This is a genomic window from Providencia sp. PROV040 (assembly GCF_032706145.1).
In the GTDB taxonomy this organism is placed as follows: domain Bacteria; phylum Pseudomonadota; class Gammaproteobacteria; order Enterobacterales; family Enterobacteriaceae; genus Providencia; species Providencia hangzhouensis.
In genome coordinates this window covers 434421-457881 of the sequence record NZ_CP120530.1, presented here as the reverse complement: position 1 = coordinate 457881, position 23461 = coordinate 434421, and the positions used below count along the sequence as shown (strand labels likewise).

Annotated in this window: 11 protein-coding genes, 1 tRNA gene and 3 rRNA genes; 3 read left to right on the top strand and 12 right to left on the bottom strand. The window is 42.0% G+C overall.

What is annotated here, in order from left to right; translation table 11 throughout:
* Nucleotides 1-37: 37 nt before the first annotated feature.
* Nucleotides 38-3721: a methionine synthase gene (gene metH / locus P3L40_RS02020; RefSeq protein ID WP_136135413.1), complete on the bottom strand. Its 3684-nt coding sequence runs from the start codon at nucleotides 3719-3721 to the stop codon at nucleotides 38-40.
* 203 nt (nucleotides 3722-3924) lie between these two features.
* Between metH and iclR the strand changes: the two genes are divergently transcribed.
* Entirely contained in the window at nucleotides 3925-4755 is an 831-nt protein-coding gene (gene iclR / locus P3L40_RS02015) for a glyoxylate bypass operon transcriptional repressor IclR (RefSeq protein WP_036958355.1), read from the top strand.
* A gap of 69 nt (nucleotides 4756-4824) precedes the next feature.
* Here the strand turns inward: iclR and P3L40_RS02010 are convergent, their stop codons facing one another.
* The 3 genes from P3L40_RS02010 to P3L40_RS02000 form a co-directional block, all read right to left on the bottom strand.
* On the bottom strand, nucleotides 4825-5712 hold the full coding sequence (locus tag P3L40_RS02010; protein ID WP_004261332.1) for an N-acetylmuramoyl-L-alanine amidase: 888 nt from the start codon (nucleotides 5710-5712) through the stop codon (nucleotides 4825-4827).
* Nucleotides 5713-6252: 540 nt separating this feature from the next.
* Complete coding sequence (locus P3L40_RS02005) at nucleotides 6253-6510, bottom strand: helix-turn-helix domain-containing protein (RefSeq protein WP_036958356.1); 258 nt, start codon at nucleotides 6508-6510, stop codon at nucleotides 6253-6255.
* A gap of 442 nt (nucleotides 6511-6952) precedes the next feature.
* Nucleotides 6953-7714 carry an N-acetylmuramoyl-L-alanine amidase-like domain-containing protein gene (locus tag P3L40_RS02000; protein WP_228677534.1) on the bottom strand — a complete coding sequence of 254 codons (762 nt, stop codon included), beginning with the start codon at nucleotides 7712-7714 and terminating at the stop codon, nucleotides 6953-6955.
* Nucleotides 7715-8063: 349 nt separating this feature from the next.
* Here P3L40_RS02000 and edd point away from each other — a divergent pair, with 349 nt between their 5' ends.
* A complete protein-coding gene (gene edd, locus P3L40_RS01995) occupies nucleotides 8064-9908 on the top strand; it encodes a phosphogluconate dehydratase (RefSeq protein WP_409373462.1) in 1845 nt (614 codons plus the stop codon).
* 27 nt (nucleotides 9909-9935) lie between these two features.
* Nucleotides 9936-10577, top strand: coding sequence for a bifunctional 4-hydroxy-2-oxoglutarate aldolase/2-dehydro-3-deoxy-phosphogluconate aldolase (locus P3L40_RS01990; RefSeq protein WP_136135548.1), 642 nt, complete (start codon nucleotides 9936-9938; stop codon nucleotides 10575-10577).
* An 89-nt stretch (nucleotides 10578-10666) separates the two neighbouring features.
* Here the strand turns inward: P3L40_RS01990 and aceK are convergent, their stop codons facing one another.
* From aceK to P3L40_RS01950, 8 genes are all read right to left on the bottom strand, one after another.
* Nucleotides 10667-12400, bottom strand: a complete 1734-nt coding sequence (gene aceK, locus P3L40_RS01985) for a bifunctional isocitrate dehydrogenase kinase/phosphatase (protein WP_136135549.1) — start codon at nucleotides 12398-12400, stop codon at nucleotides 10667-10669.
* Between the two features lie 118 nt (nucleotides 12401-12518).
* Nucleotides 12519-13826 (bottom strand): isocitrate lyase, encoded by a 1308-nt coding sequence (aceA, locus tag P3L40_RS01980; RefSeq protein WP_004261346.1) that lies wholly within the window; start codon nucleotides 13824-13826, stop codon nucleotides 12519-12521.
* Between the two features lie 56 nt (nucleotides 13827-13882).
* Nucleotides 13883-15481 carry a malate synthase A gene (gene aceB, locus P3L40_RS01975; protein ID WP_136135550.1) on the bottom strand — a complete coding sequence of 533 codons (1599 nt, stop codon included), beginning with the start codon at nucleotides 15479-15481 and terminating at the stop codon, nucleotides 13883-13885.
* A 364-nt stretch (nucleotides 15482-15845) separates the two neighbouring features.
* On the bottom strand, nucleotides 15846-16775 hold the full coding sequence (gene metA, locus P3L40_RS01970) for a homoserine O-succinyltransferase MetA (RefSeq protein WP_110592635.1): 930 nt from the start codon (nucleotides 16773-16775) through the stop codon (nucleotides 15846-15848).
* Between the two features lie 1090 nt (nucleotides 16776-17865).
* Nucleotides 17866-17981 (bottom strand): 5S ribosomal RNA (gene rrf / locus P3L40_RS01965).
* A gap of 144 nt (nucleotides 17982-18125) precedes the next feature.
* Nucleotides 18126-21209 (bottom strand): 23S ribosomal RNA (locus tag P3L40_RS01960).
* Nucleotides 21210-21558: 349 nt separating this feature from the next.
* Nucleotides 21559-21634, bottom strand: a tRNA-Glu gene (locus P3L40_RS01955).
* Between the two features lie 130 nt (nucleotides 21635-21764).
* Nucleotides 21765-23304: ribosomal RNA gene (locus P3L40_RS01950) — 16S ribosomal RNA — on the bottom strand.
* The 16S, 23S and 5S rRNA genes sit together here with 1 tRNA gene alongside, the layout of an rRNA operon.
* Nucleotides 23305-23461 lie beyond the last annotated feature (157 nt).

Below are 23461 nucleotides of genomic sequence, written 5' to 3'. Positions count from 1 at the left end.
TGCCGAATGCATGAAAAATCAATGTATTGATCTTGTTTTAATCTTCAGGGTCATAAGCTAAGTTTGGCGCTAGCCAACGCTCCAACTCCGTCACCGACATCCCTTTACGCTTTGCATAATCCTCAATTTGGTCTTTTTGTAGCTGGGCTACCGCAAAATATTTACTTTCAGGATGGCTAAAATACCAGCCTGATACCGAGGCCCCTGGCCACATCGCATAGGAACTGGTGAGTTGCATACCAATTTGCGTTTCCACGTCCAGTAACTGCCAAATTTTTGCCTTTTCTGTATGCTCAGGGCAAGCCGGATACCCCGGTGCAGGGCGGATCCCTTGGTAATTTTCGCGAATAAGTTCTTCATTACTCAAGTTTTCATCGTCTGCATAACCCCAATATTGCATGCGGACTTGTTGGTGTAGATATTCAGCAAATGCCTCCGCTAGCCTATCCGCCAGCGCTTTAACCATAATTTTATTATAATCATCATGCTGTTGTTCATATGCATCAGCAAGCGCGTCTTCTTCTAAGCCCCCTGTCACTGCGAAAGCCCCAATATAATCGGCTTTACCACTGTCCTTTGGCGCGACAAAGTCAGATAAACAATAGTTTGGAAACTCAGTTTTTAAAGTTTGTTGGCGTAAATTCAGCCCCATGACTTGCACATGGTTTCGCGACTCATCGGTATAAATTTCAATATCATCGCCAACCCGGTTTGCAGGGAATAAGCCAAAAATACCTTTTGGCGTTAATAAGCTTTCTTTATCAAGCTTATCTAACATATTATTAGCATCTTTCAATAGCTTACGCGCTTCAGAACCGACCACTTCATCCTCTAAGATCCGCGGGTATTTACCTGCCAGCGACCACGTCATAAAAAATGGCGTCCAATCAATATAGTTTCTCAGCGTTGAAATAGATGCGGTGACTTCTTGAATACCAAGAAATTTTGGCGCAGGTGGTTGGTAATGTTGCCAATCAATATTAACCGCATTAGCGCGTGCCACATCCAGTGCCACAGGCGGTGTTTTTGGCCTTCTACGGCCATGTTGCTGACGAACCGTTTCATATTCACGGCGAGTGCGCGCAACAAAATCTGCTTTTTGTGTTGCTGACAATAGCGCTGCGACAACCCCCACAGTTCGAGAGGCATTTTGCACGTAAGTCGTTGGCCCACTATAATTAGGCTCAATTTTCACGGCAGTGTGTGCTTTTGATGTTGTCGCCCCACCAATCAGTAATGGCAAGGTAAACCCTTGTCTTTCCATCTCTTTAGCTACGTGCACCATTTCATCAAGAGATGGCGTGATCAAACCGGATAACCCAATAATATCAACGTTCTCTTCACGTGCTGTTTTTAGAATAGTTTCACACGGAACCATCACGCCTAAATCAATGATTTCATAGTTATTACACTGCAGAACAACCCCAACGATATTTTTGCCTATATCATGAACATCGCCCTTTACCGTCGCGAGTAAGATTTTTCCTGCACTACTACCTGACTGCTTAAGCTCTTGAATATAAGGTTCTAAATAGGCTACGGCTTGTTTCATCACCCGAGCAGATTTCACCACTTGAGGTAAGAACATTTTTCCTTCCCCAAATAGGTCTCCAACCACATTCATACCATTCATCAAGGGGCCTTCAATCACTTCTATTGGGCTGGAAGCACGTTGGCGAGTTTCTTCAGTATCTTCAATGATAAATTCGGTAATGCCTTTCACTAATGCGTATTCAAGACGCTTTTCAACTTCCCAACTACGCCATTCCGCTTGTTGAACTTGCTGCTCTCCTGCCCCTGCTCCACGGTATTTTTCCGCCAGTTCAAGCAAACGTTCTGTACTGTCATCACGGCGATTTAAAATCACATCTTCAACAGCATCTTTTAATTCAGTAGGCAGGTCATCATAGATAGCGAGCTGCCCCGCATTAACGATCCCCATATCCATTCCATTACGAATGGCGTAATACAGGAAAACAGCATGAATTGCTTCACGTACAGGGTCGTTCCCTCTAAATGAAAAGGAGACGTTGGAAACCCCGCCAGAAATCATCGCATGAGGTAACTGAGCCTTAATGTCCTTACAGACTTCAATAAAATCAACGGCATAGTTATTATGCTCTTCGATTCCTGTGGCTACGGCAAAAATATTTGGGTCAAAAATAATGTCTTCAGGAGGGAAGCCCACTTCTTCGGTAAGGATCTGGTAAGCACGGCGACAAATTTCAATTTTCCGCTCACGTGTATCTGCTTGGCCAACTTCATCAAATGCCATGACGACCACCGCAGCACCATATTTGCGCAATAATTTAGCATGCTCAATAAATGCCTCAACCCCCTCTTTCATTGAGATTGAATTGACGATCCCTTTACCTTGTATGCACTTAAGCCCCGCCTCGATCACCTCCCATTTTGAGGAGTCAATCATAATTGGCACGCGAGCAATATCAGGCTCACCAGCAATCAGATTCAAGAAACGCACCATCGCCGCATGGGAGTCCAACATCCCTTCATCCATATTGATGTCGATGATTTGCGCACCATTTTCAACTTGCTGACGTGCCACATCTAAGGCTTCTTGGTAATTTTCTTCTTTAATCAGCCGCTTAAATTTTGCGGATCCCGTCACATTGGTTCTTTCCCCAACGTTAACAAATAACGATTTTTCGCCAATATTTAACGGTTCTAAACCCGATAAACGGCATTCAACAGGTAGTGACGGTAATTGACGTGGTGTGATGCCTTTTACGGCTTCTGCCATTTTTTTGATATGTAATGGCGTCGTTCCACAACACCCACCAACAATATTTAAGAACCCTGCGGTTGCCCATTCATGAATTTGTTCAGCCATATTTTGCGCATCAAGATCATATTCACCAAACGCATTCGGTAGCCCTGCATTAGGGTGCGCACTGACATAACATTCCGCAATCCTTGATAATTCAGCAATATACTGGCGCAGCTCATCCGGGCCTAATGCACAGTTCAAGCCAAATGATATCGGCTGCGCATGGCGCAATGAGTTATAAAATGCTTCTGTTGTTTGCCCTGATAATGTCCGGCCAGAAGCATCTGTGATCGTACCCGAGATCATAATAGGTAGAGAAACACCCAAAGCTTCCAGTTCAGTTTCTACCGCAAAGATCGCGGCTTTCGCATTCAATGTGTCAAAAATGGTTTCGATCATGATCAGATCTACCCCACCTTTTACTAAAGATCGGGTAGATTCACGGTAGGCTTCAACGAGTTGATCAAAGGTGATATTGCGATAAGCAGGATCATTAACATCAGGAGAAATAGAAGCAGTGCGGTTTGTCGGGCCTAAAACTCCGGCAACATAACGCGGCTGGTCAGGGGTTTTACGTGTCCACTCGTCAGCACATTCACGGGCAAGACGCGCAGCAACTTCGTTAATTTCAGCGGAAAGTGATTCCATTTTATAATCAGCCATCGCAATGGATGTTGAGTTAAAAGTATTGGTTTCAACAATATCCGCGCCCGCTTCAAAGTATTGAGAATGAATATCTCGAATAATATCTGGCTGAGTTAAGACTAATAGGTCATTATTTCCCTTTAAATCACTCGGCCAATCCGCAAATCGTTCTCCGCGAAACTGGGCTTCCGACAACTTATGTTGTTGGATCATTGTTCCCATTGCGCCATCTAATACCAATATACGTTTTTTTAATTCTTGTTCTAATTGATTAACTTTTGCGGACACTGCACTGCCCTCCTAAAATGGAACACTGAGAAATAAGTCAAATTTTTACCTTTAACATCCTATCACAACTTCTCTCGTGAAAATTCGCTGTTATGATGAGAGTTTTTCAAGGTTGCACAAGAGCACACTTTTCACTGATCCGATGAGTATTTTCAAGTGAAATAGTTCATAATAGAAGCTAAATGACAGTCAGGAGAGACTTAATGGCAACGGCACCAATTACTAAGAAACTTAAAAAAGCAAAAGGGCCGGCGAGTGGCGCAGCTGCAGCAGGACAAGTTCAATCATTAAGTCGTGGATTAACACTATTGGAATATATTTCCGAATCGACAGGGGGAATTGCCCTCACTGACCTTGCGATGCAAGCTGGCTTACCCAACTCAACAACACATCGCCTTTTAATGACTTTAGAACAACATGGTTTTGTTCGCCAAACTGGTGATTTAGGCCTATGGGTTATTGCTTCTCATGCTTTTATCATTGGTAGCAGCTTTTTAGAGAGTCGTAATTTGTTAGCCCTCGTCCACCCAATACTACGCCGCTTAATGGATGAATCAGGGGAAACTGTCAACTTAGCTATCCTAGACCATACAGAGTACGATGCCGTCATTGTTGACCAAGTACAATGCAATGCGCTAATGAGAATGTCAGCACCAATCGGAGGAAAACTGCCATTGCACGCCTCGGGGGCAGGCAAAGCATTCATTGCTAACTTACCAGAAGATAAACTAGTCCCACTTTTAAGCCGTAAAGGTTTACATGCTTATACGCCTTATACATTAACTAACCCATCAGCTTTAAAAGAGAATTTACAACAGGCTAAAAAGCAAGGTTTTTCTTATGATGACGAAGAGCATGCATTAGGGTTACGCTGTATTGGGGCTTGTATTTATGATGAACACAAAGAAGCTTTCGCAGCCATTTCTATTTCAGGCCCATTATCACGTATCACCGATGACCGTATTACTGAATTAGGCGCTATGGTTATCAAAGCCGCAAAAGAAATAAGCCATGAATATGGTGCAAACCGCTAGCTAAACAGTGAAAGTGAAATACAAAGCAACCTGTATTTCACTTAACCTTACAAAGCTTTTTACTGCCCTCTAATCACCTTGCTGATTTGTTGAAATAGTAGGCAACTTCAGAGTCTTTTCAAATAACTTAAATTTTTGCATATCACGGTACTTTTCAATGAGTGCCAACGCGATAGCCTCTGTTTCAGCGTCCGCTTGTCCTTCAATATCTCGCGGTCGGAAATGCAATTGGAAAGCACGCAATGTTTTTTTCGTCTGTGGATCTAACTTACCTGATAGCGGGATTGTTGAATATCCATAAAAATTAAGCGCTTTTTGAATGCGTAACACGCTTGCGGGCTCATTGGCATTACGCCCCGCCAGAAATTTAGTGACTGTTTTTGGGTCAGGCCAAGCCCCTATACCATGTTGAGCAAGACGTTGCCATGGAAATGCCTTGCCTGGGTCTTGCTTGCGCAATGGTGCGATATCACTGTGACCAATAATATTTTCTGGGGGAATACTATAGCGCTGCATAATATCTTGGATGAGAGGTATCAATGCCACAATTTGCGCTTCATTGTAAGGAGCCCACAGTTGCTTTCCTTTAGCATCCTTTTGTCCCCCTGCATTAACGATTTCAATTCCAATAGAAATATCATTCAAACCATTATGCTGTAGCCAATAACTTTCACCTGCATGCCATGCTTTTAATGATTCGGGAACGAGTTGTAATACAACAGGCTGGCCATTTTTAGTTTCAGGTACACTCGGTATGAGAAAATGGGAGCTCACTTTGCCTTGCGTTAGTGTGGCTATGGAACGCGCATCATCGGAAACGGTGTAGTGAATAATGACATATTGAATGCGCTGACTACTATTTTTTGATGGGTAACGGTTATCGAGATAGTAACCTTTGTTCGAGACCGAACAGCCTAATAGTAAAAAAGCAAACAATATCCCTATATATTTGAACATCAAACCATAGCCTTACTCTATTATTCATTAAGCTTTATTTAAGCATTGTGTCGTCTGCAATACTATCAATTTTCATGCACCAACAACATCACAATGCTTATTCTTTATAGAAAAATAGATAATAGAAAATGAAATAAATGTTTAAATACATCATGTTAAAACCTTTTTAGCTCATATTAGAAACAAAAAGGTTTTCTTATTAACGAAAAACATCCCCTTCTATTAAATGGTAGGGAACATTGGAAAAAGTAGAGAGAGAAGCGCCAGAAAAAATTATAATTATGATCACTAATAATCTCCCCCTCCTTAAAATAGAGACATATTGAATTGATTATTCTTATTTCTAGAATTTAATTTTTAATTTTAAGTAGTTACCATAGACATATTTTTTTCGAGTACTATGACTATGCAAAATTAATCGTCTAATTCTCTATAACGTATAAGTTATAACCTATTTTTATACTAGGAATTTTTAAATGAGTAAATTATTCATAAAATGTTATAAAAATAAAATAAAAAAATATCTTACTTAGGTTATCACTAACTCATTTTTTCATACTCAACCTGCTTAGCAATGATTTTAGTAATCTCATTAATATCAATATCTAAAAAAATTACAATTTCAATTAGTTTATCTAAACTCAACTTATTAATACCTAACTCATATCGTGATACTTGCTGTTGGCTCAAATGAATAATCGAACCCAGCTCATTTCCTGATAACCCTTTACTCACTCTAGCCTTACGTAAATGATTACCTAGTAATGCATAAATATTTTTCTTTTTAGCTATATGCATAACCATCTCCTAAATGTAAATAAGAAAAATAATTTAGCTAGTATTATTCATTATAAAATTAATCATAACTATTTAAAATAGTTATGAGCAATCAAAGATAACAAGATTGATAGACAAACATCATTTTTATATACAAAAAAAATGAGGAAAATAATATATGTAAAGTAATCCATTGCTTTATAAAAGTTTTTTTATTTTTATAATTAAATTACATTTCTATATGTTTTTTTTGATCAAATCGATAATTTAATATACTTTTACATTTTAAATGTTACTAGAAATAATTAGTAACCAATCAAAATAATTATCTGTTTTTTATTATTAAATAATTTTCACTCTATATGTTAAATTTTTACATACGCAAAAATTGTGTTTTCCCTTTTTTATATCAAAAAACAGATTAATAATTTATCTTATTATTATAATATTCTCTATAGTCAGGCTAATAATCTGATTTCGGCCTAAAAACAACAATCCCGGCCTTCCCTTTTAAGTAATCGTTCAGTTCGATATCAATAACCTGAAGATTTCTACGTAGTGAAGAGGCATTTCTAAATATTGTTTTATTACCTCTACGTATTACAACACCCACATGACTTACATCTAACCCATTATCCTTTGAATAAACGCCGATGTAATCCCCTGCATTCAATCTCAATACTAAATAATCATCCACATATTTGACTGGGATATAGTTTATCAACCTACCTTTAACAGGCAAGCCCGATATATATCGCTGGTTATAATTTTTCAAATTAAGTTGTTTTTTTACCTGAATAGCGTGTGGGCTTATTTCACTAGTAATATCTACCACAATCGCCTCGGGTTCTTGCGCCCAATCAGAGAAAAAATGCCGCCGATGTTTAAATGTAATATTTTGGTTGATATAACGAATATTGATTAAATTTGAAACAAATTGCTCGTAATTGTTAGAACGCTTAAAAGCCTCGATGTACTCTATGAATGTCATACAGTCCATCTCTTTCAAATTAATCACCAATTCTTCAGGTGATAGCGGACTCATATTCAAAGTTTGTTTATTGTAAGGTGTAGTTAAAAAATATCGGGTCAATACATCAATTTTTTCTGCTTGTGACGCATTCTGTAACTGCATTGCCGTTTGTTCATTAAAAACTTCAGTTAAAATTTTATATGACCCCGAAGCTAAGATAACCTCAGCCCTAACAAAATTTGCCAATAACAATATAAATGCAGCTATAACTAGCCTTAACATCCTGCCGCTCTTCTCATGAATACAACCTAACCTTCGACAATCATCTAATTGAATTTTGATGATAAAATCATCAACTAAGCCACTATAGCATGCTTATTTGTCTATTTCCTACTCTGTCCACACCATAATATAAATTTGATTCAGATCACAGATAGCTTCGAATGTTCATTTTCTATATTGCAACTCCTCCGCTTTCATTGAACAATGTTACCGGTAACATTGATGCTATAGTTCACAAGTAAATAACGATAGGCACAACCCGAATTGACTTGCAGTTTGATTCATCTTTTTACTGCACTATGGAGCAATTATCATGAGCATGACCACCTCTAAAGAGACAAATCCTTCAGTGATCAATAAAGAACTTGATCGCATCACTCAACGTATCATTTCTCGTTCACTGAAAACTCGAGCTGCTTATCTCAAAAAAATAGAGCAGGCTCGTTGTATGACCGTCCATCGAGCATCACTCGCTTGCGGTAACCTTGCCCATGGCTTTGCAGCATGCCAAAGCGAAGAAAAACAAATTCTTAAAAGTATGACTCGCTCTGATATTGCAATCATCAATTCCTACAATGATATGCTTTCTGCTCATCGTCCCTACGACAAGTACCCTGAACAACTCAAAAAAGCATTATTAGAAGCTGGCTCAATTGGCCAAGTCGCTGCGGGTGTCCCAGCAATGTGTGATGGCGTAACTCAAGGGCAAGATGGGATGGAACTATCGATGCTAAGTCGAGATGTCATTGCCATGTCAACTGCCATTGGCCTATCCCATAATATGTTTGATGGTGCGCTCTATTTAGGTATTTGCGACAAAATTGTTCCAGGCTTAATGCTTGGCGCACTTTCATTTGGTCACCTTCCTGCAATATTTGTCCCAGCAGGTCCAATGGCAACAGGCTTACCAAATAAAGAAAAGGTTCGTATTCGCCAGCTGTATGCTGAAGGCAAAGTTGATCGACTCGCTTTATTAGAAGCCGAAGCCGCCTCTTACCATGGGATCGGCACCTGTACTTTTTACGGTACTGCCAACTCGAATCAAATGATGATGGAGGTCATGGGGTTACATCTACCCGGTGCGTCATTTGTACCACCTGACTCTCCACTACGGGATGCATTAACAGAGGCTGCCGCACGACAAATTACGCGTTTAACTGAACAATCGGGCCAGTACTTACCTATCGGTCAACTGGTTAACGAAAAAGTTATTGTCAACGGTATCGTCGCATTGCTCGCGACGGGAGGCTCAACTAACTTAACCATGCATCTTGTTGCTATAGCAAGAGCCGCAGGGATCATTATCAATTGGGATGATTTTTCCGATATTTCAGCTATTGTTCCACTTATTTGCCGTATCTATCCTAATGGCCAAGCGGATATCAACCAATTCCAAGCCGCAGGTGGCGTAGCTTTGCTTATCCACCAGCTATTACAAAAAGGTTTATTATATAACGATGTCCATACCGTAGCAGGATTCGGGCTGGAACGTTATACCATGGAACCTTGGCTAAATAATGGCCAACTTGAATGGCGAGAAGGCCCTAAATCCTCGTTTAATCCTGATGTTATCGCTGAAATAGAACACCCATTCTCACCTCATGGGGGCACAAAATTACTTTCTGGTAACTTAGGGCGTGCCGTGATGAAAACATCAGCGGTTCCTGAAGAAAATCAAGTTATTGAAGCTCCAGCAGTCGTATTTAACAACCAAAATGAGATTGCATCACACTTTGAAGCAGGTGAGCTTAATAAAGATTGTATTATTGTTGTCCGCTTCCAAGGGCCATCCGCGAATGGCATGCCTGAACTTCATAAACTCATGCCTCCTCTTGGTGTACTTATGGATAAAGGCTACAAAGTCGCGTTAGTTACTGATGGCCGCTTATCCGGAGCATCCGGTAAAGTACCATCTGCAATTCATGTCACCCCTGAAGCTTATAATGGTGGGTTGTTAGCAAAAGTAAAAAATGGCGATATCATTAGGGTAAATGCATTGACTGGAGAATTACAATTACTAGTTGATGAAGAAGAACTCAATAAACGCCAACCCTTCGAGGCTGATTTAACTGCTGAGCGTAGTGGTTGTGGAAGGGAGCTTTTCGGTGCATTAAGAAGACATTTATCAGGTGCCGAAGAAGGTGCTTGTAGTATTGATTTTTAATCTATTTTCATTGAATAGGAATAGAAAATGAATAATTGGAAAATGACCGCTGAAAGCGTATTAAAACAAGGCCCTGTCGTCCCTGTTATTGTTATCAAAAAATTAGAACAAGCGGTTCCTCTTGCAAAAGCATTAGTCAAAGGTGGCATTAGAGTGTTAGAAGTCACTTTACGTACGGAGTGTGCTATCGATGCTATTCGCCTCATTGCAAAAGAAGTACCTGAGGCTATTATTGGCGCAGGTACTGTTATTAATGCAAAACAACTCTCTGAAGTTACTGAAGCTGGAGCACAATTCGCAATTAGTCCCGGTTTAACAGATGAATTACTCAATGCAGCAACCAAAGGAGATATTCCTTTAATCCCTGGAATTTCAACTGTTTCTGAACTTATGCTTGGTATGCAATATGGCCTGAAAGAGTTCAAATTTTTCCCAGCGGAAGCCAATGGTGGCGTTAAGGCGCTAAAAGCCATTGCGGGCCCTTTCTCACAAGTCAAATTTTGCCCAACCGGTGGAATATCGCTAGATAATTACCTTAACTATTTAGAATTAGATAGTGTTCTGTGTATTGGTGGCTCTTGGTTAGTACCTGAAGAGGCCTTGAATTCAAGCAATTATGAAAAAATTACCCAACTTGCTCAAGAAGCTGTACAAGGCGCAAAAAAATAGCATTCCCGAAAAACGACTCAATGCTTGCTGAGTCGTTTTTAATTGCCTTTAATTAATACGCGACTATTCCCATTAGTTGCGTATTATAGTTATGCAACCTCACTGAATTTATGGCAAAAACGTAATTCCTCACGATAGGCATAAACATCTTCTACGTGCCCCGCCAAAATTCTATTTTGTAACTTTTGCCAATAATCTGCGGAAAATAAATCTGCATGATATTGTTGCAAGTAATGACGAATTTTCTCATTTTGGCAAATAAAAGAAGCAAACTCTTCAGGGAAAACATCTTGCTCACCAATGCTATACCATGGCTCACTAGATAATTCTTGCTCAGGGTATAATGGCTCAGGAATTTTACGAAAATTCACCTCTGTCATATAACAGATTTCATCATAGTCATAAAAAACAACGCGGCCATGACGCGTTACTCCAAAATTTTTAAACAACATATCTCCGGGGAAAATATTCGCAGCCGCTAATTGTTTAATCGCCCAGCCATATTCATTTAATGCATTATGTAATTGCGCGTCAGTGGCATTATCCATATAAATATTCAATGGGATCATCTTTCTTTCCATGTACAAATGACGAATCAATATGTTATCACCTAAATCTTCAATTTGAGATGGAACCTCTTTCAATAATTCCACCATTAACTCATCGCTGATGGAAGACTTACTAATCACAAAATTTTCAAACTCTTGGGTGTCAGCCATACGGCCAACTCTATCGTGCTCTTTAACCAAACGATAGCATTCTAAAACTCGTTCTCGTGTTACTTGCTTTTGTGGCGCAAATTGATCCTTAATAATTTTAAAAACACGATCGAAAGAAGGGGACGTAAAGACCAACATCACCATTCCTTTAACACCTGGTGCAACGGTAAATTGCTCTCGTGAAAAATTAATATAGGCGAGATATTCTCTGTAATACTCTGTTTTTCCATGCTTTTGACAACCAATTGCCATATATAATTCAGCAATTGACTTACTGGGTAAGATCTCCCTCAACCAAAAAACCAGTGCTGCTGGAAAAGGGGCATACACCATAAAATAGGACCGAGCAAAACCAAATACAATACTGGCTTCATCAAACTCAGTTAAACACGCATCAATATAAATGCGCTGACAATCATCATGATGAATAGGAAGTAAGAATGGGTGAACCTCATCATTAATATAAATTTTACCAACTAGCCAAGCAGCCTTATTACGGTAAAATAACTCATTTGCAATATGAAAACTGACTTTTTGGGTTTCAATATCAGGAAATTTTGTTTTCAATACATTGATAATACAATGAATATCTAAATCCAAATTACGCCACTTTAGCCTTAGTGGTAACCCACTTAATATTGTGAACAATAACCCCTCTAAATTATTATTAACAAAGTATTCGCGAGCTAGTGGCCTAGGAGAAACAGAAAAACGCCTTGCAGGCTGGGATGTAAAAATAAATAAGTTATCTTGTGTAAGCTCCCGATGCTGAAATAACCGGCAGTAAACTGAATTAAAGAAGCTTTCTGCTATTTCAAACCTTGGATAATCTGGTAATAAGGTTTTATAAACATTTTTTATTTGAGCCAGTTTATCGGGTGTTAAAGATTGAACTAGCCCCATAAACTGTAGCTGAGCGACAACTAAACCAACATGGTGATCATACAGTTGAATTCTTCTTTTCATCGCATGCTGAATTGCATGCCAATCTGCCTGCTCAAACCTTTCTTGTGCACCTGAGGTTATCTCAAGGAAACGACCATATTGAGCATCAAAACCCTGTAAAATGGTCTGAGCTATTATCTGTTCTGTCGTCAATATCATAACCACTCCTATAAGAATACAGACTTATTTTGAATAAAAAACAGGCACTAAACGTGCCTGAAAAATTAACAGATACAGCTAACCAACAGAAACACCGATTGAAAGGGAAATAATCTGACTAGAATTGCTCTTCTTCAGTCGAGCCAGTTAATGCTGTCACTGATGAAGTGCCACCTTGAATAACTGTTGTCACTTTATCAAAATAGCCTGTTCCTACCTCCTGTTGATGCGAAGAGAAGGTATAACCTTTATTAATTGCAGCAAACTCACACTCTTGGACTTTTTCAACATAATGCTTCATGCCTTCACCTTGTGCATAGGAATGAGCTAAGTCAAACATGTTGAACCACATACTGTGAATACCTGCTAACGTAATGAATTGGAAGCGGTACCCCATTGCTGAAAGCTCATCTTGGAATCGTGCGATCGTGCTGTCATCTAAATTCTTTTTCCAATTAAATGAAGGAGAGCAATTGTAAGCTAATAATTTACCAGGGAATTTAGCATGAATAGCTTCAGCAAACTGTCTTGCCGCTTCAAGGTCAGGTTTTGACGTTTCACACCAAACAAGGTCTGCGTAAGGTGCATAAGCTAACCCACGACTAATTGCTTGCTCAATTCCTGCTTTGGTTCGGAAAAAACCTTCAGAAGTGCGTTCCCCAGTAACAAATGCCGCATCATAGGCATCACAGTCAGATGTTAGAAGATCTGCTGCATCAGCATCAGTTCTAGCAACTAAAATAGTTGGCACACCTGAAACATCCGCCGCTAAACGAGCAGCAACCAGTTTTTGAATCGCCTCTTGGGTAGGCACAAGAACTTTCCCCCCCATATGGCCACATTTTTTAACCGCGGCTAATTGGTCTTCAAAATGAACCGCAGCTGCTCCAGCTTCTATCATATTTTTCATGAGCTCGAAGGCATTTAATACGCCACCAAAACCCGCTTCCGCATCCGCGATAATAGGTAAAAAATAATCAATATACTCTTTGTTGTCAGGGCCAATACCATTCGCCCACTGAATTTGGTCTGCCCGACGGAATGTATTATTAATTTTCTTAACTACCGATGGTACTGAATCGACAGGGTAAAGTGATTGGTCCGGGTACATACTCGATGATGTATTTGCGTCCGCCGCTACCTGCCAACCTGATAAATAAATAGCTTCAATACCGGCTTTCGCTTGTTGTAGCGCTTGCCCACCCGTTAAGGCTCCCAGTGCATTTACATAACCTTTCTTTGAACCACCATGTAATTGATCCCAAAAGCGTTCTGCACCTTTACGTGCTAAAGAGTGTTCGATATGCACAGAACCACGCAATTTCACCACTTCTTCCGCTGTATATGGGCGAGTAATACCTTTCCAACGTGGTTGTTTCCATTCATTTTCTAATTGGGCAATTTGTTCTAAGCGCGATGTTGTCATGATCCACTTCCTTTATAAGAATATGTAGGGTTTATCGAATTTTTTATTCACGATAATTAATCTAATAATTGGTATCCAGGGATAGTTAAGAATTCTATAAGCTCATCCTGTGTAGTAATCCGCCTCATCAGTTCTGCAGCCTCACGGAAACGGCCACTTTGAAAACGCTTATCACCTAGTTCTTTTTGGATAACCTGTAACTCTTCATCTAACATTTCTTCAAATAATGCCTTAGTGACTTTTTCACCGGTGGACAAGGTTTTACCGTGGCGGATCCACTGCCAAATTGAAGTGCGTGAAATTTCTGCTGTCGCAGCATCCTCCATCAAACCATAGATAGGTACACAACCATTCCCTGAAATCCATGCTTCAATATATTGCACAGCAACGCGAATATTAGCCCGCATCCCCGCTTCAGTTCGCTCACCGGCACAAGGTTCTAATAACTGGTCAGCTGTAATTTCTTCATCGAAATCACGAGATACATGTAACTGGTTTTGGCGCTCACCAAGTGCTTGATTAAACACGTTCATAACGGTATCCGCTAAACCTGGGTGCGCAATCCAAGAGCCATCATGGCCATTTCTCGCTTCTAGTTCTTTGTCTGCTTTTACTTTCGCTAGAATAGTTTCATTTTCTTGAGGATCCTTGCTCGGTATAAAAGCAGACATTCCCCCCATCGCAAATGCTCCACGACGGTGGCACGTTTTAATTAATAAGCGCGAATAGGCACTTAAAAATGATTGTGTCATTGTGACAACTTGGCGGTCTGGCAATACTCGGTCAGCATGCTCTTTCAATGTTTTGATATAACTAAATATGTAGTCCCAACGCCCACAATTCAGCCCCACAATGTGGTGACGCATGTGATATAAGATTTCATCCATTTGGAATACAGCAGGTAATGTTTCGATCAGTACAGTTGCTTTGATCGTGCCCCGAGGTATACCCACGGAGTCTTCAGCCAGACTAAAAACATCGCTCCACCATTTTGCTTCCTGCCAAGACTCAAGTTTAGGGATATAAAAGTAAGGACCACTCCCTTTTTCTAATAACGCTTGATAGTTATTAAAAAAGTAAATAGCGAAATCAAACAGGCCTCCGGGAATAGGCTTACTTCCTGATAAAACATGTTTTTCATCTAAATGAAGACCACGAACACGAGCAATCAAAACTGCTGGATTTGATTTTAATTGGTAAACCTTTCCATTTTCGTTGGTATAAGAAATATCACCGCGGATCGCATCCCTTAAATTGACTTGGCCATCGATCAATTTTTCCCATGAAGGTGAAAGGGAATCTTCAAAATCTGCCATAAATACTTTTACATTGGCATTTAAAGCATTAATAACCATTTTACGCTCAACCGGACCCGTAATTTCGACACGGCGATCTTGTAAATCTTCAGGGATACTTTGAATTTTCCAATCTGATTTTTTTATGGAATCAAATTCTGAAATAAAGTTAGGTAAAGAACCAGCATCTATCTTTTGCTGTCTGACCTCTCTATCTTTTAATAATTTTTCCCGGCGAGGAAGAAACTCTTCAACTAGTTTAGAAAGAAATGCAATAGAATCAATATGTAACACTTGTCTTTCAAACTGTTCAATATTCTTTGTGAATGTTAATTCCGATATAGATAATTGCTGCTCCATCGACCAAACCCTCATTCATCGTTGACTATGAAATAAGCATAAGATCAAATAAGAAATAAATCAAAAACGATTTCCATTTTAATTAAAAAATAAAATATCTTATTGATAATAATGAATTTTAAATAAACTTCCAAATTGATTAACCATTCCTTTAACTAGTCAAAAATGTTAAATAGTCGTTAAATCAACTAATTATAGAAAACTGTATTTTTAAAATTTTTCTTTGAAAACAAAAAAAGCAGCTAATAAATAGCTGCTTTCAGACTAACTGTGGTACCACTTTTACTATATAAGCCTAACTTTAACTGGTATAACAAGTAAAAATACTTATCTTATTATAATTTTTAAATTTATATTTCTTTTTTTAATCTAACGTTGGTTCCATATTAGTAAGATCAAAAGGTGTGATCTGATACACATAATAATTCAACCAATTTGAGAACAACAAGTGCCCATGACTACGCCAACTCACGAGCGGAGGGTTGTTGGGATCATCATTTTTAAAATAATTGCATGGGATCTGAGGAGAAATTCCAGCATCTAGATCACGCCAATATTCTTGTGCAAGAGTGTCCCCATCATATTCGGGATGGCCTGTCACAAATGCTAAGCGTTTATCTTTTGACCCAAATAAATAAGCACCAGCCTCCTGTGAACTTGCTAAAATCTCTAGATCAGTGTGCTGGCGAATAAGGTCTTCCGGAAAATCAGCGTAGCGAGAGTGAGGTGCATAAAATGATCCATCAAACCCTCTAGTGAGTAAAGCATACGGCTCTAACGTATCATGCTGATAAATACCAGATAGTTTTTCTTCTCTAGTCCATTTTGGTAAGTCATACAATACCTTTAAAGCCGCTTGTACAGCCCAACAAACGAAAAGTGTTGATGTCACATGTTGTTTCGCCCAAGCTATCACCCTTTCTATTTGTTGCCAGTATAATACGTCATTAAACTCAACCAGACCTAACGGAGCTCCCGTTACAATTAAGCCATCAAAGTTTTGATCCTGTATATCTTCAAAATCACAATAAAAGGTATTTAAGTGCTCCGTTGGGGTATTCTTTGATTCTCGCTGGTCAATTCGTAATAGTTGAATATCAACCTGTAATGGTGTGTTCGACAGCAAACGCAGAAACTGGTTTTCAGTTTCTATCTTTTTCGGCATCAAATTGAGTATTAATACTTTCAAGGGACGGATCTCTTGATGACTTGCTCTTGTTGTTGTCATAACAAAAACATTTTCTTCTCTCAAGAAATTAACTGCCGGTAGTTCATCTGGTAAACGAATAGGCATCATTCATCCCCCCTTTTATCTGTTTATACGTTTAGACTTCTAGAATGCTAAATAATCTAACTAATGTTATCCGTCTTGTCGAGCCTTTCAAGGTTAAATGAAATAATTTCAAGCACTGTAACTTATAGTTTATTTCTAATAATTATATACAGCTATTAACCTTCTTATCTTCAATATATTGTATTAGTGATTACTACTTTTATTTGCCATAAGCTATTAGTAATTATTCTGTGAATAATATCTAAGATACTGTTATTTGATTGGGCTCTTATTCTAGCTGCTATACTGGCTTCCAAATTATGATGACGATTTGAATTCAATTAAAATATTAAACCGGAGTTGTTACTCACTACTTTGCATTTAGAATATCTATTCGTCACACCAATACAACCGCTTATCCCCCATTGCTTCTCCTAACTCCTGCCACCCCACCTTCACCAACAGCCACCATCCCCTTCAACAAGTGAGTTGTTACTTACTACTTTGACTCAAGTGGTGTCATTCATCATCGTGATGGGCAAACACCTAATCCACAGTACTCTCGTGATATTCTTAAAATTCCGCTACCCTAAATAATCTGTAAGCTGTTACTCACTACTTTGTATTCACAATATCCATTCCAACCGCTCCCCCTCCATTACTTCTCCTACCCCCTGTTATCCCACCTTCACCAACAGCCACCATCCCCTTCAACAAGTGAGTTGTTACTGACTACTTTGACTCAAGCGGTATCATTCATCACCGTGATGGGGAAACACCCAATCCACAATATTTATTTGATTTTATTAAAATTTCGCTACCCTAAATAATTTGTGAGCTGTTACTCACTACTTTACATCACGCACGCTCATTAATGATGGTGATAGATAGAGGGGAGCCCCAAGAGTAGTTAAAAAAGATGAAGAGACGTGTAATACATCGTCTAATGAGAAAGTAAGCGATAAAAAGGGGATTAAAATTAGGGAGTAAAGCATTAAGGAACTGAGGAACTAAAGCTTAGGCCCCCCCCTAACCCCAACACCCACTGTTTTTCTTTTTTTCTCCAAACGCAAAAAAGCCACCCTATGGGTGGCTTTCTCACTAATTTAATGTCTGGCAGTTCCCTACTCTCACATGGGGAGACCCCACACTACCATCGGCGCTACGGCGTTTCACTGCTGAGTTCGGCATGGGGTCAGGTGGGACCACCGCGCTATTGCCGCCAGACAAATTCTGTTTTGTTCCCGTTTAATTTGGTTTTCACCTTCCTTAAACCAGAACCTCAATCTCAAACAAGCTGCGTGTCCTTCACCTTGCGGCTTCTCACTTCTCGAAAACAACTCAATCTCTCTAAAACACCTTCGGTGTTGTCAGGTTAAGCCTCACGGTTCATTAGTATTGGTTAGCTCAACGTATCGCTACGCTTACACACCCAACCTATCAACGTCTTAGTCTTAAACGTTCCTTTAGGACCCTTTAAGGGTCAGGGAAGACTCATCTCAAGGCAAGTTTCCCGCTTAGATGCTTTCAGCGGTTATCTCTTCCGCACTTAGCTACCGGGCAATGCCATTGGCATGACAACCCGAACACCAGTGGTGCGTCCACTCCGGTCCTCTCGTACTAGGAGCAGCCCCTTTCAATCTTCCAACGCCCACGGCAGATAGGGACCGAACTGTCTCACGACGTTCTAAACCCAGCTCGCGTACCACTTTAAACGGCGAACAGCCGTACCCTTGGGACCTACTTCAGCCCCAGGATGTGATGAGCCGACATCGAGGTGCCAAACACCGCCGTCGATATGAACTCTTGGGCGGTATCAGCCTGTTATCCCCGGAGTACCTTTTATCCGTTGAGCGATGGCCCTTCCATTCAGAACCACCGGATCACTAAGACCTACTTTCGTACCTGCTCGAGCCGTCACTCTCGCAGTCAAGCTGGCTTATGCCTTTGCACTAACCGCATGATGTCCGACCATGCTTAGCCAACCTTCGTGCTCCTCCGTTACTCTTTGGGAGGAGACCGCCCCAGTCAAACTACCCACCAGACACTGTCCGCACCCCAGATAATGGGGCAACGTTAGAACATCAAACATTAAAGGGTGGTATTTCAAGGTTGGCTCCACGCAGACTGGCGTCCACGCTTCAAAGCCTCCCACCTATCCTACACATCAAGGCTCAATGTTCAGTGTCAAGCTATAGTAAAGGTTCACGGGGTCTTTCCGTCTTGCCGCGGGTACACTGCATCTTCACAGCGAGTTCAATTTCACTGAGTCTCGGGTGGAGACAGCCTGGCCATCATTACGCCATTCGTGCAGGTCGGAACTTACCCGACAAGGAATTTCGCTACCTTAGGACCGTTATAGTTACGGCCGCCGTTTACTGGGGCTTCGATCAAGAGCTTCTCCTTACGGATAACCCCATCAATTAACCTTCCAGCACCGGGCAGGCGTCACACCGTATACGTCCACTTTCGTGTTTGCACAGTGCTGTGTTTTTAATAAACAGTTGCAGCCAGCTGGTATCTGCGACTGGCTTCAGCTCCATGAGTAAATCACTTCACCTAATGCCAGCGTGCCTTCTCCCGAAGTTACGGCACCATTTTGCCTAGTTCCTTCACCCGAGTTCTCTCAAGCGCCTGAGTATTCTCTACCTGACCACCTGTGTCGGTTTGGGGTACGATTAATGATAATCTAGAGCTTAGAGGCTTTTCCTGGAAGCGGGGCATGAGCTACTTCATCACCGTAGTGACTCGTCGTCGGACCTCAGCATATAGTGAACCGGATTTGCCTAATTCACCTGCCTACATCCTTAAACCGGGACAACCGTCGCCCGGATAGCCTAGCCTTCTCCGTCCCCCCATCGCAATTATCACCAGTACGGGAATATTAACCCGTTTCCCATCGACTACGCATTTCTGCCTCGCCTTAGGGGTCGACTCACCCTGCCCCGATTAACGTTGGACAGGAACCCTTGGTCTTCCGGCGTGCGGGTTTTTCACCCGCATTATCGTTACTTATGTCAGCATTCGCACTTCTGATACCTCCAGCATGCCTCACAGCACACCTTCACAGGCTTACAGAACGCTCCCCTACCCAACAATATTTACATATCGCTGCCGCAGCTTCGGTGCATAGTTTAGCCCCGTTACATCTTCCGCGCAGGCCGACTCGACCAGTGAGCTATTACGCTTTCTTTAAATGATGGCTGCTTCTAAGCCAACATCCTGGCTGTCTGAGCCTTCCCACTTCGTTTCCCACTTAACTATGACTTTGGGACCTTAGCTGGCGGTCTGGGTTGTTTCCCTCTTCACGACGAACGTTAGCACCCGCCGTGTGTCTCCCGTGATAACATTCTTCGGTATTCGTAGTTTGCATCGAGTTGGTAAGTCGGGATGACCCCCTAGTCGAAACAGTGCTCTACCCCCGAAGATGAGTTCACGAGGCGCTACCTAAATAGCTTTCGGGGAGAACCAGCTATCTCCCGGTTTGATTGGCCTTTCACCCCCAGCCACAAGTCATCCGCTAATTTTTCAACATTAGTCGGTTCGGTCCTCCAGTTAGTGTTACCCAACCTTCAACCTGCCCATGGCTAGATCACCGGGTTTCGGGTCTATACCCTGCAACTTATTCGCCCAGTTAAGACTCGGTTTCCCTACGGCTCCCCTATACGGTTAACCTTGCTACAGAATATAAGTCGCTGACCCATTATACAAAAGGTACGCAGTCACCCCATCCTCAAATGTCCCGCTTGTCTTTGCGGCCAATCTTGCCCGATTTTTTAACTTCCGCTGCTCGTGTACTTCGATGTACACTGCGCGACGGCTTGAAAAAATCGACCAATCTTGTTGGCAAATCCTGCGCTGTTATTGTGATGGTTGTTAAGCCATCACTCAATTGCCGAGGCACTTGAGTGATGGGGCTCCCACTGCTTGTACGTACACGGTTTCAGGTTCTATTTCACTCCCCTCGCCGGGTTCTTTTCGCCTTTCCCTCACGGTACTGGTTCACTATCGGTCAATCAGGAGTATTTAGCCTTGGAGGATGGTCCCCCCATATTCAGACAGGATAACACGTGTCCCGCCCTACTCGTCGAGTTCACAACACTAACACCTTCGGATACGGGGCTATCACCCTTTACTGCCGGACTTTCCAGACCGTTCTCCTGATGCTAATGCTGATTAAGACTCTGGGCTGCTCCCCGTTCGCTCGCCGCTACTAGGGGAATCTCGGTTGATTTCTTTTCCTCGGGGTACTGAGATGTTTCAGTTCCCCCGGTTCGCTTCGTTTGACTATGTATTCATCAAACGATAGTGCAACGAATTGCACTGGGTTTCCCCATTCGGAAATCGTCGGTTGTAACGGTTCATATCACCTTACCGACGCTTATCGCAGATTAGCACGTCCTTCATCGCCTCTGATTGCCTAGGCATCCACCGTGTACGCTTAGTCGCTTAACCTCACAACCCGAAATTGTTTCAACGTTCACGTTACTGTCATGGCTGTGCGTGCATTCCTTCTTTATTGGGCAGTGCTCGCAATGCTCACATACTTATGTATGCTGCGCTTGCTGTGCGCTGGCCGCCGCGAAGGACTGACTGCTCGCTCATGCCACTCGCTAAAGTGACCGAAAATTTCAGGTCTGAAATTTTGAGAGACTCTCACATTGTTTAAGCGATAAACAATGTGCGTTGTTTTCAATTTTCAGCTTGTTTCAGATTGTTAAAGAGCATAATTGTTAAACCAACTACAATATAATTGGCTTAATCATTATTGGGGACATCGTCTTTCACTCGATATCGGCGCAATTGGCGTCCCCTAGGGGATTCGAACCCCTGTTACCGCCGTGAAAGGGCGGTGTCCTAGGCCTCTAGACGAAGGGGACACGAAAATCACAAAAACTTTTGTGCTTTCATGTAAGTCCTATTCTCTCGAATAAGTCTCCCACGTATAGCCTATTGCTCTACTTTCTATCAGACAATCTGTGTGAGCACTTCACAAAAACACTTCAATGGTAAGGAGGTGATCCAACCGCAGGTTCCCCTACGGTTACCTTGTTACGACTTCACCCCAGTCATGAATCACAAAGTGGTAAGCGCCCTCCCGAAGGTTAAGCTACCTACTTCTTTTGCAACCCACTCCCATGGTGTGACGGGCGGTGTGTACAAGGCCCGGGAACGTATTCACCGTAGCATTCTGATCTACGATTACTAGCGATTCCGACTTCATGGAGTCGAGTTGCAGACTCCAATCCGGACTACGACGTACTTTATGAGTTCCGCTTGCTCTCGCGAGGTCGCTTCTCTTTGTATACGCCATTGTAGCACGTGTGTAGCCCTACTCGTAAGGGCCATGATGACTTGACGTCATCCCCACCTTCCTCCGGTTTATCACCGGCAGTCTCCTTTGAGTTCCCGACCGAATCGCTGGCAACAAAGGATAAGGGTTGCGCTCGTTGCGGGACTTAACCCAACATTTCACAACACGAGCTGACGACAGCCATGCAGCACCTGTCTCAGAGTTCCCGAAGGCACCAAAGCATCTCTGCTAAGTTCTCTGGATGTCAAGAGTAGGTAAGGTTCTTCGCGTTGCATCGAATTAAACCACATGCTCCACCGCTTGTGCGGGCCCCCGTCAATTCATTTGAGTTTTAACCTTGCGGCCGTACTCCCCAGGCGGTCGATTTAACGCGTTAGCTCCGAAAGCCACTCCTCTAGGGAACAACCTTCAAATCGACATCGTTTACAGCGTGGACTACCAGGGTATCTAATCCTGTTTGCTCCCCACGCTTTCGCACCTGAGCGTCAGTCTTTGTCCAGGGGGCCGCCTTCGCCACCGGTATTCCTCCACATCTCTACGCATTTCACCGCTACACATGGAATTCTACCCCCCTCTACAAGACTCTAGCTGACCAGTCTTAGATGCCATTCCCAGGTTAAGCCCGGGGATTTCACATCTAACTTAATCAACCGCCTGCGTGCGCTTTACGCCCAGTAATTCCGATTAACGCTTGCACCCTCCGTATTACCGCGGCTGCTGGCACGGAGTTAGCCGGTGCTTCTTCTGTCGGTAACGTCAATCGTTGATGATATTAGCATCAACGCCTTCCTCCCGACTGAAAGTACTTTACAACCCTAGGGCCTTCTTCATACACGCGGCATGGCTGCATCAGGCTTGCGCCCATTGTGCAATATTCCCCACTGCTGCCTCCCGTAGGAGTCTGGGCCGTGTCTCAGTCCCAGTGTGGCTGATCATCCTCTCAGACCAGCTAGGGATCGTCGCCTAGGTGAGCCATTACCTCACCTACTAGCTAATCCCATATGGGTTCATCCGATAGCGCAAGGACCGAAGTTCCCCTGCTTTGCTCCTGAGAGATTATGCGGTATTAGCTACCGTTTCCAGTAGTTATCCCCCTCTATCGGGCAGATCCCCATACATTACTCACCCGTCCGCCGCTCGTCAGCGAGAAGCAAGCTTCCCCTGTTACCGCTCGACTTGCATGTGTTAGGCCTGCCGCCAGCGTTCAATCTGAGCCATGATCAAACTCTTCAATTAAAAGTAGCTTGATGCTCAAAGAATGTCTTACTGACCGTAACGTTCTTTTGTTCGGCTAACTTTGTCGGCTTCGCATCGCTTCCCCTCGCCGTACCTAAGTACTGTCTCGGGTTATCTCTGCTTGCCTTCGCGTTATCCTTCCAAAATAAGCGTTACT